The sequence below is a fragment of the Sphingorhabdus sp. genome, from assembly GCF_041737645.1.
Taxonomy (GTDB): domain Bacteria; phylum Pseudomonadota; class Alphaproteobacteria; order Sphingomonadales; family Sphingomonadaceae; genus Sphingorhabdus_B.
Window position 1 is genome coordinate 40,980 of record NZ_JBGSRI010000022.1, and the last position, 14,021, is coordinate 55,000.

A 14,021-nucleotide genomic window follows, 5' to 3' on the forward strand; every position below is an offset into this window, starting at 1 on the left:
AGGGCATAGATATGGGGCTAACAAAGGAGATTATTATGGCCACCAAATCCGTCACCGATACTGATTTTAATGTCCAGGTGCTGCAATCCGAACGCCCCGTTCTGGTCGATTTTTGGGCTGAATGGTGCGGTCCTTGCAAAATGATCGGCCCAAGCCTTGAAGAAATTAGCGAGGAATTGGGCGGGCAAGTCGATATCGTGAAGCTAAATATTGACGACCACCCCGACACACCCGCCAAATATGGCGTGCGTGGAATTCCGACCATGATCCTGTTCAAAGGTGGCGACGTTGTCGACACCAAAGTCGGCGCTGCACCAAAGGCCCAGATCAAGGGCTGGCTGGAAGCTGCCCTTTAACGCATGATGCAAGATATCGGGGGCAACCTCGATACCCGCAATCTAGGGTCAGAACCTAGCTGCGATAGTCGGCGTTGATACTGATATAACCGTGGGTGAGGTCGCACGTCCACACGGTTGCCCGGCCATTACCAAGGCCCAGATCAACGCCGATTTCAATATCCTGCTCTTTGAGATGTTGTGCCACTGGGGTCTCGTTATAGTTATCGACCGGTAGACCATATTTCGCGACCTGGGTCCCGCCAAACGAAATGGATAAAAGGTCGCGATCCGCAGGCTCACCGGCCTTGCCAACCGCCATAACCACGCGTCCCCAATTGCCGTCTTCACCGGCAATTGCCGTTTTGACCAATGGCGAATTTGCAATGGCCAGACCAACGCGGCGCGCGCTTGTGTCATTCACTGCGCCAGTGACGTTTATAGCAATAAACTTCTGCGCCCCTTCGCCATCGCGCACAACCAGATGGGCCAATTGCAAGCAGACATCTTGAAAGGCAGAGGCAAAAGCGTCTGAACCGGCATCGGCGAATGAACGGAGCAACGTGTTCCCGGCTTTGCCCGTCGCAAAGGCAAGTACTGTGTCGCTCGTCGATGTGTCGCTATCGACGGTAATGCAGCTAAAGCTGTTCTGATTCGATTCCGACAATATTTGCTGAAGAAATGCTGCATCAACCGCAGCATCAGTAAAGATGTATCCCAACATAGTGGCCATATCGGGTGCGATCATGCCAGAACCCTTTATTATTCCGACTATATTTACCTTTGTGCCATTAACGATTGCGCTGGCGGTCGCGCCTTTTGCAAAAGTATCGGTTGTTCCAATCGTGTTAGTTGCATCTTCCCAGGAACAGGGTTCGGCATTGAATACGGCGTCCAGGCCAGCCTCAGCTTTGTCTTTCGGCAAGGGAACGCCGATCACGCCAGTAGACGAGACAAATATGGAGCCAGTATCACATCCCAAATGCGCGGCGACTTTGGATGTTATGGCTTCCACCGCCTCAAGACCGCGACGACCGGTAAATGCGTTACTGTTGCCAGCATTTACCACCAAAGCTCGCGCCTTGCCCCCTTTGACATTGTTGCGGCATAATTCAACTTCCGAAGAGCAGCATATATTCTGCGTCGTCACGCCTGCGACCGTTGTACCTTCGGACAGTTCGACAAATGTAAGGTCGCACCGTCCCCAATCCTTGTACCCGGCGCGAGCAACACGCGCCGTTGCGCCTTCAATTAAGGGAGATTGAGGGAAGGGTCGGGCTAAAGGCGATTTTACGGACAATTCCAGAATCTTTCATTACAAATCGGGCTATGGTCAGAGCACCTCAGAGAGTGAATTGTGCACCCATTTACGGCTTGTCGCGCTAGCAGCAATTGCGTGTGAAACAAATGTCGAAACGACGGCACATGCGCCCGAATGTTAAAATAGCCTTCGGGATAGACTTAAGCGTGTGGCATCCTTATATGGCCAATATCACAAAACAGGGCCCATTATGCGCTTGCTGATTTACCTTTTGGCGATGTTGACCGGATTTTCCGCAGCAGAAGCGTCGCGTCCTGTGACGGTAACGCCTGCTGCACTGGGTTCCGCTGTGTCCCCGACGGCAATAGTTGCCGCGTCGGTTGTTCTTGTCGAGTTTGGCCATAAGTCGCATCATGAATCTGCCGATGTGGATTTGGTTTCACGCCCCATTCTAATATTTTACTTTAGTGACGATGCCCATATCGTACCGACGCCGGTTACGGCGCACGACGTATCACGTCAGTAAAATGATCGGGCGCATTGTCGCGCCCGCATAAAATCCATCCATTTTATCGCCGTTTGCAAAAGGCGAAGCCACACATCGATATATCAAAGGAAACACCCATGTTAGGTGGAGTAGCAAAAGCCATATTCGGATCTTCGAACGACCGTTACGTCAAATCGATTATGAAGATCGTGCAAAAAATAAACGCACTTGAGGACGAAATATCCGCAATGACGGATGAACGTCTGACCCAGCAAACGCAGCTTTTTCGGGATCGTTTAGCTGCTGGCGAGACTTTGGATGATATATTGCCGGAAGCATTTGCGACTGTGCGAGAGGTTTCTCAGCGGGTCATGGGTATGCGGCATTTCGATGTTCAAATGGTTGGCGGGATCGTACTTCACCGGGGTGAAATCGCTGAAATGCGAACAGGTGAAGGAAAGACACTTACCGAGACACTCGCTTGCTATCTCAATGCGCTTGAAGGCAAGGGTGTGCATGTCGTGACCGTGAATGACTATCTTGCCCGGCGCGATGCAGAATGGATGGGGCGGATATACGGGTTTCTCGGCTTGAGTACTGGCGTTGTCGTGCCAAGCGTCACTGAACATGAACGTCGCGCCGCGTATAATAGCGATATTACTTACGCAACTAACAATGAACTCGGGTTCGACTATTTGCGCGACAATATGAAGTATGAACGCGCCCAAATGGTGCAGCGGCCGTTTAATTTTGCCATCGTTGACGAGGTGGACTCGATCCTTGTCGATGAAGCCCGTACACCGTTGATTATATCCGGACCCACGGATGATAAATCTGAACTTTATATGCAGGTTCATGCGGTCGTTTTGCAGCTTGATGACGGTGATTATGAAAAGGACGAAAAAAGCCGCAATTTGACTTTGACCGAAGATGGCACGGAAAAAGCGGAACGATTGCTTGAGGCTGCGGGATTGCTGACGGGGTCCAATCTTTACGATTATGAAAATACATTGGTTGTGCATCATCTCGATCAGGCGCTCAAAGCCAATGTCATGTTCAAGCGCGATACCGATTATATTGTAAAAGACGGCAAAGTTATAATCATCGACGAATTTACCGGACGTATGATGGATGGACGCCGTTGGTCCAATGGTCTGCACCAAGCCGTTGAGGCAAAAGAGGGTGTACAAATCGAGCCAGAAAACCAGACTTTGGCCACGATTACGTTCCAGAATTATTTCCGTATGTATCCCAAATTGTCAGGCATGACGGGAACTGCCGCAACAGAAGCAGGTGAGTTTCACGAAATTTACAAGCTGAATGTCGTTGAAATTCCGACCAATGTAACGGTGCTGCGCGTGGATGAAGACGACCAATTCTATAAGAATACCCAAGACAAATTTGGAGCGATTGCAAAGACAATCAAGGAAGCCAATGATCGGGGGCAGCCTGTTCTGGTGGGCACCGTGTCAATTGAGAAATCTGAGTTGTTATCCGAGTTTCTTGAAAAAGAAGGTGTGACGCACAGCGTTTTGAATGCGCGCTTCCATGAAAGCGAGGCGCATATCGTCGCACAGGCCGGTCGTCTGGGAAGCGTTACAATTGCGACGAATATGGCGGGTCGTGGAACGGATATACAGTTAGGTGGAAATTTTGAATTTCGGCTTGAGGATGAACTTCGTGACAAGCCCGAGGGGGCTGAACGGGATGCGGCTGTTGAAGCGTTAAAAGCCGAAATCGCGGCTGAAAAAGCAAAAGTCATCGAAGCCGGCGGTCTATTCGTCCTGGCGACTGAACGGCACGAAAGTCGTCGGATTGACAACCAATTGCGTGGTCGTTCCGGACGACAGGGGGACCCAGGTCTTTCACGTTTCTATCTGTCGCTTGATGATGACCTGTTGCGGATTTTCGGATCTGAGACCTTGTTTTCGCGGATGATGAATTCGAGTTTGGAAGATGGCGAAGCAATTGGCGGCAAATGGCTGTCCAAAGCAATCGAAACTGCGCAGCGAAAAGTAGAAGCGCGCAATTACGATATCCGCAAGCAACTAGTAGAATATGATAATGTCATGAACGACCAGCGGAAGGTCATTTATGAACAGCGCAGTGATATCATGGATGCCGAAGCGGTAGATGATATTATCGAAGATATGCGTAACGACACCGTAAATATGCTGGTCGGCGATCACTGTCCCATGGGAACTTATCCCGAGCAATGGGATATCGATGGCCTGAAACAAAAATGCGCGGACGTCATTGGACTTGCCCCCGACATTGACAGTTGGCTCCAGGAAGACGCGATTGAGCCTGAAATAATTGAATCCCGGCTTGCCGAAATGGCGGCTGCGAAATTTGAAGCCAAGGGTGTGGATTTGGACTCAACGGTGTGGCGCCAGGTTGAAAAAAGTATTTTATTACAGACACTCGACCACCATTGGAAAGAACATCTTTCAACTCTCGACGCCTTGCGTCAGGTGATATATCTGCGAGCTTATGCCCAGAAAAATCCGATCAATGAATATAAGCAGGAAGCATTCGGCCTTTTTGAAAGGATGCTCGTCGCTATTCGTGAAGGGGTTACCAAAACGATTGCCACTAATGAATTCAGAGCAGAACAAGATTTGGTGCCACCGGAATTACCCGAACTTCCGGACTTCCTGACTACCCATATCGACCCCTTTACGGGCGAAGATGACAGTGAAGATGTGGATGGTGGAACTTCGGGACTAGTGACGACGCGTCTGGTTCGTCCGACGCCTCCGCAAGGCGATGATCCTTTCGCCGGTAATCTCGATATTCGTCGCAATGATCCGTGCCCTTGTGGATCGGACAAGAAATACAAGCATTGCCATGGCGCCTTTTGAGGAATGATAAGGTAGCTTGCCTGATCATCCCGCTTCTAGGAATAGTCGGGACTGAATTATATGATTGCGTCGCTATCTTGAAAATAGTTCAGGATAGACTGGCAAAGATTGAGGGAGGGCAGGAATGTTTTGGCTAACCGGGTTATTCGCCATCGTTGCGTTGATTTACGCCTCGGTTGGCTTTGGCGGCGGTTCGACCTATACTGCCCTGCTGGGTCTTTGGGGTGTCGATTATGCCTTGATCCCGATTATCTCGCTTTTGTGCAACATTATCGTTGTTACTGGGGGCAGTGTCCGTTTTGTTCGGGCTGGGCTAGTAAAGTGGCCGCAGATAATGCCGTTGCTGCTTGTATCGGCACCACTTGCCTTCGTTGGCGGTCTGGTGCCGCTTAAACAATGGCTGTTCCTAATGATTTTGGGCAGTGCGTTGCTGTTGTCGGCGGTGGCGCTCATCGTGCAGCCCGAACGGATGGCACCCCAGCGGATCCCCAAAAGAGTGTTGCTGCTATTGTCGGGTAGCGTTGGCTTGTTGGCCGGGCTGTCCGGTATTGGCGGCGGTATTTTTATGGCACCGGTGTTGCATCTTATCCGCTGGTCCAACGCCCGCCGGATTGCCGCTTTTGCCTCTATTTATATCTTGATCAACTCGGTCACAGGACTGGCGGGGCAGCTTATCAAGGCCGGGCCCCATTCGCTGGCCGAACCGGCGGGGCAATATTGGCCGTTGCTGATCGCAGTTTTTGTTGGCGGCCAGATTGGCAGTATGTTGGGTATGAAGATAATGACACCGCGTCTGCTCAAGACACTCACCGCGCTGTTGGTCGGCTACGCCGCGCTGCGTCTGCTGTGGCAGGGCTGGGGCCTGATGTAGGTGAAAATGGCTCCCCGGGAGGGATTCGAACCCCCGACCAATTGATTAACAGTCAACTGCTCTACCACTGAGCTACCAGGGAGCAGCCCGATTTCTCAGGCAGAGGCGCGCCTATAGCAGCGCTTTTTAAACTTTGGCAAGCACCCTTTGCCAATTCAGACAATAAATTGTTCCATCGCAATCCGGTCGTCCAGTGCATGTTCGGGATCGAACAAAAGCGTAAGGGCGCGGTTGCGGTCAAGAGCAACTTCGACGTGCGAAATGTCGCGGATTTCCCGCTGGTCGGCGACGGCGCTGACCGGACGTTTGCCGGCCTCCAAAATCTTCAATTTGATAACATAGCGGTCAGGCAATATTGCCCCTTTCCAACGCCGTGGCCGAAACGGGCTGATTGGCGTCAGCGCGAGCAGAGAGGAATCAAGAGGTAAAATGGGGCCATTGGCCGACAGATTATAGGCGGTCGATCCGGCGGGTGTGGACACTAATATGCCGTCGCAAATCAGTTCGGGTATCACCGCCCGGCCATTCACCGAAATCTCCAACTTCGCCGCCTGGCGTGTTTCGCGCAGCAACGACACTTCGTTAATCGCTGGCAATGTGAAGCTCTGGCCGCTGACGGTCGTAATTGTCGCGACCAGCGGCCGGACCGAAAAGGATTTCGCACGGGTCAGCCGGCTCAACAGGTCCGAAGGCTGCCAAACATTCATCAAGAACCCGATTGTACCCCGGTTCATGCCATAAACCGGAATGTCACGTCGGTTTTCGTATAATTGGTGCAGGACCTGCAACAAATGACCATCGCCACCCAAAATGATGACCGCTTCGGCGTCGTCAAGCGGCACAAAGTCAATTTGTTCGCTCAAAATCTGCTCCGCCTCGCGCGCGGCGGGGGTAGCGGACGACAGAATTGCAAGACGTGAATAATCCGTCATCCGCCGGTCGCATTCATATGACGGGAAAGGCGCTGGTCAGGTTCTGCCATTTGCCGTTCAAAGTCATGACGTGCCGGTTTCAAGCGCAAAGCCTGTTGCAACAATTTGTCGACTGCTTCCATGCCATTTTCCCGCATAGCTTTGCGGAAATCGACATGCATCGATGAGCCAAGGCACATATAGATTTTGCCATCGGTGGTGAGGCGCAGGCGATTGCAGTCGTCGCAAAAATTGTGGGTCATTGGGGTAATCAGGCCAAGTCTGAGCCCCAGCGGTGCGACGTTCCAATAGCGGGCAGGGCCAGAGCTGCGGTGTGCCAGCGGTTCCAATTCGAAACGGTCCCGCAACGGCGCGATAAAATCTTCCATTGGAATGTAGCGATCGTGCCGGTCCGCCACGCCTTCGCCCAACGGCATCGTTTCGATCAGCGATAGATCATAGCCATTGGCAGCGCAAAATTCGGCCATTGCGATAATTTCGGACTGGTTTTCATCTTTTAGCGCGACCATGTTGATTTTAACGCGCAAGCCATGTTCTGCTGCAGCGCTTATTCCGTCCAAAACCTGCGCTAAATCGCCTCCTCTTGTGATGGTCCTGAACGTGTCGGGGTTCAGGCTGTCGAGGCTTATGTTGACTCGGCTGAAGCTTGAGCGTGCTAAAATGGGGGCAAATTGCTTGAGCCGGCTGCCGTTTGTAGTGAGGGTCAGCTCGTCGAGGCGGCCGGCCTGAACGTGTGTCCCTAACTCATTGATAAGTATATCAATATCGCGACGCACAAGCGGTTCGCCGCCCGTCAGGCGGATTTTCCGGATGCCGTGTGCGATAAAGCGGTTCGCCAGAAGCGCGATTTCGCTATAATCCAGAACATCGGCATGAGGCAGGAACTTCTGCTTTTCCGGCATACAATAATGGCACCGGAAATTGCACCGATCCGTGACCGAGATGCGGAGATAATCGATGTGGCGCCCGTGTCCGTCAATCATGCTGGCCATGTAAGCAGAAATTTGCGGCTTACAAAGCCGAAATGCAAAAATCGCAAGAGTTGCTAAACATATTCGCGCTAAAGCGGCATAATGCTGCACTTGCGCGATACATCCAGTAAAATATTGACCATGCGCCGGGCACGCCATGTGCGCGAATGGCTTGGCGAAGCATCCTATGAGCCGGTGACCTTGCTGTTGCTTGGCATCAAGGATTTGAAGCAGATCAATGACCGTTTAGGCCGTGCCGTGGGTGACGCGGTTATCCGGCGTGTGGGCCAGCAAATCCGGAGCTTTGCCGAGCAACAGCTATCGCCTATCCGTTTGATGGCGAAGATGCCGGGGCGTGAATTCATGCTGGTGGTGGACGGCAATAGGGGCGGAAAACAGCTTGAGCTCGCCGCGCAAAAATTGCTGGAAATGGTCTCGGTCGATCTTGGCGAAGGCGCCGCGCCCCTGCACATCAATGCGCGGTTGGGGATCGCCCTGTCGCGGCCAACCGAAAGCCGCCAGAATATGGCTGCCCGTGCCGCCGATGCGCTGGCGAAAGCCTATGGCCGCAAGGGCAGGCGCTATGTCGTTGCCGAAGCCCAGCCCCCGTTCAATCCGGCCGTGGAGCAGGTAGATATCGCACTGCGTTCTGCCCTGGCGGCGCGCGAGATCGTGATATTGCTGCAACCGCAATTCGAGGTGTCGACCGGTCATTTGGTGGGGGCCGAAGCCCTTGCCCGGCTGAACGATCCACAATTGGGGGAGATCAGCGCGGGCGACCTGTTCGCCTCAGCGGACCGGTGCGATTTACGCGAGGAACTGTCGCACCTGATTCAGGAAAAGGCGATCAATATCGCCGCCGCATGGCCCGCTGCGCTGGACGATTTACGCCTTGCGGTCAATCTGGGCGCGGAGGAATTGACCGAATATTATGGTGTCCATTTGCTGGAAATTCTGGCGCAAGCCGGGTTCGCACCCGACCGGTTGACGCTAGAACTTACAGAAGAAAGCCTGATCCGCGATCTGGAGCGGACGGCCGGCCAGCTTGAGTTGTTGCGTGCAAAGGGAATGAGGATCGCGGTGGATGATTTCGGGACGGGTTATTCCAGCCTTGCCTATCTGAAGTCGTTGCCGCTCGATTATCTCAAAATCGACAAGGGCATGACGCCGGATATAGTGGGCACCGGCAAAGACCGGATTATTATGCGCGCCATCATTGCGATGGCGAAAGCGCTCGGTTTGGCGATTATTGCTGAAGGTGTGGAGAAAGCGGAAGAGCTGGAGATGCTGCAGGCCGAAGGCTGCGATTATTTCCAAGGCTTTTTACGCTCACCGCCGCTGGCACCGGCGGAGTTCGAGCGTTTTGCGTTGAGGGCGAATTGAGGGGAGTGGCCTAAAGAGACGGTCCCTAATTACGTTCCCTCTCCCCTAAAGGGGAGAGGTGCGAGACTTGGCGGCTTGCCGCCTAGTCGCAGCGGAGAGGGGAGCGACGGTGAAGTGCGTTCGCGAACTCCCCCTCTCCACTCCGCCTAATTGCTAAAGCAATAAGGCTCCGTACCTCTCCCCTGAAGGGGAGAGGGTGGGTGCTTGGTCAGACTGTCCCCAACCCCCATCACCCAACCTTACGCGCCAGATTGGCCAAGCCCTTCGACAGTTGCAAACATCCGTTCAAGCGCGAGGTCGGGTCGCCCCAGACGCGGTTGATGACCAGCTTGCTGTCGGGGCGCAGCTTTGCGGTTTCGCCCAGTTTGGCCACATAAGCGAGCAGGCCGGGGACATTGGGTGGAGTATCTTCGTGGAAGCTGACCAGCGTTCCGCGCGCGCCCACCTCGATCTTGGATACTTGTGCGACAAGCGCATTTTGCTTGATCTGGATAAGCTTGAGCAGATTTTGGGTCGGTTCCGGGATAGTCCCGAAACGGTCAGTGATTTCGGCGGCAAAGCCTTCGACGTCCTGTCCTTCTTCCAATTCGTTCAAGCGACGGTACAGCGCCATGCGGACGGACAGATCGGGGACATAATCGTCGGGGATCAGGATCGGTGCATCAATGGTGATCTGCGGCGAGAAGCTGCCCCGTGGCTTGGCGAGCCCTTGCGAATCCGCCCGCGCTTCCAGAATCGCATCCTCCAGCATCGATTGGTACAGTTCGAACCCGACTTCCTTGATATGTCCAGACTGTTCATCGCCGACCAGATTGCCCGCGCCACGAATATCGAGATCATGGCTGGCAAGCTGGAACCCGGCACCGAGGCTGTCGAGGTCGCCCAGAACCTTCAGGCGTTTTTCCGCCGTTTCGGTCAACACACGGTTCGCCTCATGCGTCATATAGGCATAGGCCCGTATCTTGGACCTGCCAACACGTCCGCGTAACTGATAGAGCTGGGCAAGGCCAAAGCGGTCGGCCCGGTGGATAATCAACGTGTTCGCGCTCGGAATGTCGAGACCGCTTTCCACGATGGTGGTGGACAGCAACACATCGTACCGCTTTTCGTAAAAGGCGCTCATCCGTTCTTCGACTTGCGTTGCCGACATCTGGCCGTGCGCGGTCACATGTTTGATTTCAGGCACTTCGGTGCGAAGAAATTCCTCCATCTCGGTCAAATCCGCAATGCGCGGAACAACGAAAAAGCTTTGGCCGCCGCGATAATGTTCGCGCAGCAAAGCCTCACGCAACACGACCGGATCCCATGGCATGACATAGGTACGCACGGCTAGCCGGTCGACCGGCGGGGTCTGGATTACCGACAAATCGCGCAGGCCCGACATGGCCATCTGCAACGTGCGGGGAATGGGGGTCGCGGTCAGGGTCAACATATGGACGTCGGTTTTGAGCGCCTTCAGCTGTTCTTTGTGGTTGACGCCAAAGCGTTGTTCCTCATCCACGATAACAAGGCCGAGCCGCCTGAATTTCAGCGACTTTGCAAGTACAGCATGGGTGCCGATAACGATATCGACGGTGCCATCTGCCAATCCTTCGCGTGTTGCGGTGGCTTCGCCTGCGGGTACCAGCCGCGACAAACGTCCGAGTTTCAGTGGAAGGTCACGGAAACGGTCGAGAAAATTGGTATAATGCTGCCGCGCCAGCAAGGTCGTGGGGGCAATGACCGCGACTTGATACCCGGCCATCGCAACGGCAAAGGCGGCGCGCATCGCGACCTCTGTCTTGCCGAAGCCCACGTCGCCGCACACAAGCCGGTCCATGGGCTTGCCCGCCGACAGGTCTTCCAGCACTTCTTCGATAACCCGCAACTGGTCTTCGGTTTCCTCATAGGGGAAACGGTCGACGAAGCTCGCATAGGCCTGATCGTCGACCTCAATGACCGCGCCGGGTCGCAGGGCGCGTTCGGCAGCGGTTTTCAGCAGTTCGTGCGCGATGGCGCGAATGCGTTCTTTCAGCTTCGATTTGCGCCGCTGCCACGCTTCGCCGCCTAATTTGTCGAGGCTTACATTCTCGCTATCCGACCCATAACGCGACAGGACATCGATATTTTCAACCGGAACATAGAGCTTGTCACCGCCCGAGTAGCTTAACGCTACGCAGTCATGCGGGCTGTTGCCTACGGGGATGGAAATAAGCCCTTCATAACGGCCAATGCCGTGATCTTGATGCATTACCAGATCGCCGGGGCTAAGTGCGGCCAGTTCGGCCAGGAACGCGTCGGCCGATTTGCGCTTTTTGTGGCGGCGTACCAGCCGGTCGCCCAGCATGTCCTGCTCGCTTATCAGCGCGATATCGGCTGAGGTAAAGCCGTGGTCGATGGGTAGAACAACCATCGCAACGGTTCCGCGTCCGCCGACCGGGGCAGCGAGCCCCAGTGCCGCTTGCCAGCCATCGGCATCCGCTAGGGACGGGGCGCCATGATCTTTTAACAAGCCCTTCAGCCGTTCGCGCGCGCCGTTGGAATAGCTGGCGATGATCGGCCGGCTGCCGGATTTCAGCAAGGCCTTCAGATGACCGGCGACGGCTTCATACACATTCGCCTTTTGCGTGCGTTCGGGCGCAAAATCGCGCGCCGCAGCGATGGCGAAATCGATGGTCTTGTTCGAATCCGGTTGCGCGAACGGGGTGAGAAGATGCGCCGCGTTGTTGACCAGCAGCTGTTCCACCTCATCCCCCGAAAGATAGAGCATTTCAGGTGGCAAGGGACGGTAACTGCCGGGTTCGGCGACCTGGGCCTTGACGCGGTTGTTGTAATAATCGGCAATCGCATCCAGCCGTGACTGTCCCGCGGCAATGGCGCCAGCATCCCGGATAACAAGCGCGTCCGCGCCGACATGGTCAAAAATGGTTGCCATGCGTTCTTCGAACAGGGGCAACCAATGATCCATTCCCGAAAGGCGACGACCTTCGGATACGGCCTGATAGAGCGGATCGCCGGTGGCGGTGACGCCGAAGCGGTCGCGATATCCGACGCGGAACCGCTTGATTGCTTCTTCGTCCATCAACGCCTCGACCGCAGGAAGGATGTCGAAATGCTCGACCCGGTCGATGCTGCGCTGATCCTGGGGATTGAAGCGGCGGATGCTCTCGATTTCGTCGCCGAAGAAATCGAGGCGCAGGCCAAATTCGCTGCCTGCGGGAAACAGGTCGACGATGCTGCCACGAATGGCAAATTCGCCGGCCTCGGCCACGGTATCGACGCGGAAATAGCCGTTGGATTGTAGAAGTGATGCTAGCCGCTCGCGGCTTATCTCACGCCCTGCGGTGAGCCTCTCGCCCGTTTGGCGGATGCGAAAGGGCGTGACATATTTCTGGATGACCGCGCCGATGGTGGTTAGCACAAGCTGCTTTTTGGATGTCGGTTGCTGCAAAGCCTGCAGGGTCGACATCCGCTGCGATGTAACCGCGACCGAAGGCGAGGCGCGGTCATAGGGAAGGCAATCCCATGCAGGGAGCTGCATTATCTCAATTTCGGGCGCGAAGAAGGGCACCGCATCGGCAATGGCGCGCATCGCAGAATCGTCGGGCGCTATATACAAGGTGCGCGCCTTGGCCGCGCGCGTCAGATCGGCGAGCAACAGGGGCGCGAAGCCCGACGGCACCGACGACAAAGTCAGCCCTGCCGGGCTGTGAATGATACGTTGCAGGTCGGTCATTTTCCCGCCGTGTTCAGCCCTTCCGGCAACGTGATGAAATCCAGCCGTTGCAACTGGTCCATCATGGGCCCTGCCAAGGCAGGGTCGGGCTGCGCGGTTTTGAGCGCCCAAGCCATGATGTCGACATCCTGCTCTTCCAGCAGCATTTCAAACCAGGCGAAGTCGGCTTCACTCCATTGGGTGTGATACTGGTCGAAAAATCCGCCGACCATGGCGTCCGCCTCCCGCGTGCCGCGATGGTGCGCGCGAAAGTGTAGTTTGCGAAGATAGGGGTCGGCGTCCATCGGGCGCATCCTTTAAGCTTGTGGTTTAGGCAGAATTTCCGGTTATAAGCGCCCTAGTCATGCGTCCAGATATTCTCAATCCGTTATTTGCAGAAGTGCGCGCGATGAAAGGCGTCGGGCCGGGGCTGGCCAAGCCGCTTGAGAGACTGGGATTGGTCAGGATCAAGGATGTCCTGTATCATTTTCCGGCGAGCTGGACCTATCGAAAGGCCGTACACCGGCTCGATGTGGCGGATGTCGGCAGCAATATCATCCTTTCGGTTACCGTTATGGACCACCGCAGCAGCGGCAGCGCGCGGGCACCTTTACGCATCTATGCCGCCGATGCGGATGGAAATTATATTACATTGACCTTTTTCGGCCGCAACGGCGGATGGGCGCGCAAGCAGTTGCCGGTGGGGGAGGCGCGGATCATTTCGGGCAAGCTCGACCGTTATGGCGACGAATTGCAGATGGTGCATCCCGACCATATCGTTGCGGTCGGCGAGGCAGGCGCGCCGGGGCTGGCCGAACCGGTCTACCCGTTGTCGGAAGGATTGACGAACAATCGGATGGGGCAACTGGCCACCGCTGCACTCGAGCATTTGCCGGACCTGTCCGAATGGATCGAACCCAGCTTGCTGACGGCGCGCAATTGGGCGGGGTGGCACGCCGCGCTCAATCAGGTGCACCACAAGGACGATCAGGCAAACCGCGACCGGTTGGCTTATGACGAGCTGTTTTCCAACCAGCTTGCCATGCGGTTGGTGCGCGCCGCGATGGACCAGCGCAAGGCGGTGCCGATTGCGGGCACGGGGCAACTCGTCGACCGGCTGCAACTGCCCTTTGCCCTGACCGGCGCACAACTGCGGGTGCTTGCGGAGCTTGAGGGCGATATTGCCCAGTCGCGCCCGATGCTGCGCTTGTTGCAGGGCGATG

At 55.2% G+C, this 14,021-nt stretch carries 10 protein-coding genes, 1 tRNA gene and 1 pseudogene; 6 read left to right on the plus strand and 6 right to left on the minus strand.

What is annotated here, in order from left to right:
- Positions 1-35: 35 nt before the first annotated feature.
- Positions 36-356, plus strand: a complete 321-nt coding sequence (trxA, locus tag ACEW72_RS03205) for a thioredoxin (protein WP_373474938.1) — start codon at positions 36-38, stop codon at positions 354-356.
- Between the two features lie 55 nt (positions 357-411).
- On the opposite strand, the gene argJ is transcribed toward trxA, so the two are convergent.
- Positions 412-1,635 carry a bifunctional glutamate N-acetyltransferase/amino-acid acetyltransferase ArgJ gene (gene argJ, locus ACEW72_RS03210; RefSeq protein ID WP_373474939.1) on the minus strand — a complete coding sequence of 408 codons (1,224 nt, stop codon included), beginning with the start codon at positions 1,633-1,635 and terminating at the stop codon, positions 412-414.
- 211 nt (positions 1,636-1,846) lie between these two features.
- Here argJ and ACEW72_RS03215 point away from each other — a divergent pair, with 211 nt between their 5' ends.
- From ACEW72_RS03215 to ACEW72_RS03225, 3 genes are all read left to right on the plus strand, one after another.
- Positions 1,847-2,122 carry a hypothetical protein gene (locus tag ACEW72_RS03215; RefSeq protein ID WP_373474940.1) on the plus strand — a complete coding sequence of 92 codons (276 nt, stop codon included), beginning with the start codon at positions 1,847-1,849 and terminating at the stop codon, positions 2,120-2,122.
- Positions 2,123-2,220: 98 nt separating this feature from the next.
- Positions 2,221-4,947 (plus strand): preprotein translocase subunit SecA, encoded by a 2,727-nt coding sequence (gene secA, locus ACEW72_RS03220; RefSeq protein WP_373474941.1) that lies wholly within the window; start codon positions 2,221-2,223, stop codon positions 4,945-4,947.
- A gap of 124 nt (positions 4,948-5,071) precedes the next feature.
- Positions 5,072-5,818 (plus strand): sulfite exporter TauE/SafE family protein, encoded by a 747-nt coding sequence (locus ACEW72_RS03225; RefSeq protein ID WP_373474942.1) that lies wholly within the window; start codon positions 5,072-5,074, stop codon positions 5,816-5,818.
- Positions 5,819-5,825: 7 nt separating this feature from the next.
- Here ACEW72_RS03225 and ACEW72_RS03230 read toward each other — a convergent pair.
- The 3 genes from ACEW72_RS03230 to moaA all read right to left on the minus strand — a co-directional run bounded on the left by ACEW72_RS03230 (position 5,826) and on the right by moaA (position 7,742).
- A tRNA-Asn gene (locus tag ACEW72_RS03230) sits at positions 5,826-5,900 on the minus strand.
- 73 nt (positions 5,901-5,973) lie between these two features.
- On the minus strand, positions 5,974-6,750 hold the full coding sequence (locus tag ACEW72_RS03235) for an NAD kinase (RefSeq protein WP_373474943.1): 777 nt from the start codon (positions 6,748-6,750) through the stop codon (positions 5,974-5,976).
- Positions 6,747-7,742 carry a GTP 3',8-cyclase MoaA gene (gene moaA / locus ACEW72_RS03240; protein WP_373474944.1) on the minus strand — a complete coding sequence of 332 codons (996 nt, stop codon included), beginning with the start codon at positions 7,740-7,742 and terminating at the stop codon, positions 6,747-6,749. Before moaA ends, ACEW72_RS03235 begins: the two co-directional genes overlap by 4 nt.
- A 120-nt stretch (positions 7,743-7,862) precedes the next feature.
- Here moaA and ACEW72_RS03245 point away from each other — a divergent pair, with 120 nt between their 5' ends.
- Entirely contained in the window at positions 7,863-9,104 is a 1,242-nt protein-coding gene (locus ACEW72_RS03245) for an EAL domain-containing protein (RefSeq protein ID WP_373474945.1), read from the plus strand.
- Positions 9,105-9,333: 229 nt separating this feature from the next.
- Here the strand turns inward: ACEW72_RS03245 and mfd are convergent, their stop codons facing one another.
- Together mfd and ACEW72_RS03255 are read right to left on the minus strand one after the other, a co-directional pair.
- Positions 9,334-12,819: a transcription-repair coupling factor gene (mfd, locus tag ACEW72_RS03250; protein ID WP_373474946.1), complete on the minus strand. Its 3,486-nt coding sequence runs from the start codon at positions 12,817-12,819 to the stop codon at positions 9,334-9,336.
- Complete coding sequence (locus ACEW72_RS03255; RefSeq protein WP_373474947.1) at positions 12,816-13,103, minus strand: succinate dehydrogenase assembly factor 2; 288 nt, start codon at positions 13,101-13,103, stop codon at positions 12,816-12,818. Before ACEW72_RS03255 ends, mfd begins: the two co-directional genes overlap by 4 nt.
- Before the next feature lie 59 nt (positions 13,104-13,162).
- Between ACEW72_RS03255 and ACEW72_RS03260 the strand changes: the two are divergent.
- Positions 13,163-14,021: pseudogene (locus ACEW72_RS03260) on the plus strand (ATP-dependent DNA helicase RecG); the annotation flags it as partial.

What these genes read in the sequence shown, in the direction of transcription:
- trxA (WP_373474938.1), top strand. Translation starts at nt 36, where the DNA reads ATGGCCACCAAATCCGTCACCGATACTGATTTTAATGTCCAGGTGCTG.
- ACEW72_RS03215 (WP_373474940.1), top strand. Translation starts at nt 1,847, where the DNA reads ATGCGCTTGCTGATTTACCTTTTGGCGATGTTGACCGGATTTTCCGCA.
- secA (WP_373474941.1), top strand. Translation starts at nt 2,221, where the DNA reads ATGTTAGGTGGAGTAGCAAAAGCCATATTCGGATCTTCGAACGACCGT.
- ACEW72_RS03225 (WP_373474942.1), top strand. Translation starts at nt 5,072, where the DNA reads ATGTTTTGGCTAACCGGGTTATTCGCCATCGTTGCGTTGATTTACGCC.
- ACEW72_RS03235 (WP_373474943.1), bottom strand. Translation starts at nt 6,750, where the DNA reads ATGACGGATTATTCACGTCTTGCAATTCTGTCGTCCGCTACCCCCGCC.
- moaA (WP_373474944.1), bottom strand. Translation starts at nt 7,742, where the DNA reads ATGGCCAGCATGATTGACGGACACGGGCGCCACATCGATTATCTCCGC.
- ACEW72_RS03245 (WP_373474945.1), top strand. Translation starts at nt 7,863, where the DNA reads ATGCGCCGGGCACGCCATGTGCGCGAATGGCTTGGCGAAGCATCCTAT.
- mfd (WP_373474946.1), bottom strand. Translation starts at nt 12,819, where the DNA reads ATGACCGACCTGCAACGTATCATTCACAGCCCGGCAGGGCTGACTTTG.
- ACEW72_RS03255 (WP_373474947.1), bottom strand. Translation starts at nt 13,103, where the DNA reads ATGGACGCCGACCCCTATCTTCGCAAACTACACTTTCGCGCGCACCAT.